The organism is Streptomyces sp. NPDC058291 (assembly GCF_042880855.1).
GTDB lineage: Bacteria > Actinomycetota > Actinomycetes > Streptomycetales > Streptomycetaceae > Streptomyces.
In genome coordinates, this window is record NZ_JBHVYK010000182.1 from 1 (window position 1) to 1,056 (window position 1,056).

The 1,056-nt window shown below is 71.6% G+C and carries 1 pseudogene; it reads left to right on the top strand.

Annotated elements, in window-relative coordinates:
- Positions 1-743: pseudogene (locus tag ACFVYK_RS37975) on the top strand (hydrolase); the annotation flags it as partial.
- Positions 744-1,056: the final 313 nt, after the last annotated feature.

Below are 1,056 nucleotides of genomic sequence, written 5' to 3' on the forward strand. Positions count from 1 at the left end.
TCGGCCTGGCCCTGGCGATCGCGTTCGTGATGATCTGGCTGGCCTACAAGCCGCCGGTGCGCAGCCTGGCGTCGGAGAAGGTCGCGCAGGCGGACGTCAACACCCTGGCGCCCAGCCCGTCGGCCCCGCCCAGCGCCCCGGCCCTGGTGCCTACCCCGACGGCCCCCGCGGCGCCCGAGGCCCCGGTGAGCAGCGCCGCGGCCGACGCCGGCGGAGGGGGTGGGGGCGGAGGCGGAGGCGGCGGAGGCCAGTCGAAGGCGCCCGCGAAGCCCAAGCAGGAGACCGCGGCCGTGGCCGTGAACAAGCTGGCGGCGCGCAGCGACGGGCGGCACATCTGCTACCGCGCCTATGTGGCGGACAAGGGCTGGCAGGACCCGGTCTGCGACGGCGCGATCGCCGGTACGACCGGCAAGAACCTGGGCATCAAGGCCCTCAACATCGCCACCGCGCGCACGGGCGGCGTCATGGGCAACGCGGCTCATGTGGACGGGGGCTGGCTGACCGGGGACAAGTGGTCGAAGGCGTCCGACGGCGTCGACATGTACATGGGTTCCAGCAAGCCGGCCGTCTCGGTGATGGAGGGGTTCACCATCAAGACGAAGGAGGGCTCCGTCTGCCAGAACCCGCACATCAAGGACCGGGGCTGGCTGGGGAACGGCTGCACCAAGCCGGGCGACTGGATCTACGGCGGCAGTCCGATGCAGGACCGGCTCCAGCTGGAGGCCGTCCGCTTCACGGTCTGATCAGCGGACTGGTGCGCGGTCTGATCCACGGTCTGGTGCGCGGTCTGATCCACGGACTGATCCACGGACTGATGCGCGGTCCACGGGCTGATTCACGGCGGAAACCAGGCTTGCCGGGCACGGCCGGCCGTCCCTTTCGGGCAGCCGTCGTGCCCGATGGCCTCCTGACCGCCTTCGGCCCGGCGTCGTAGCGTCGGCGGGTGACTCTGTGGACTTCTCTGGAACCGGCCGCGGCGACCGTGGATCCCGGCGGCACCACGACCGTGCGGCTGCGTGTGCGCAACACCGGCGACGTGGTCGACGAGTACCGCTT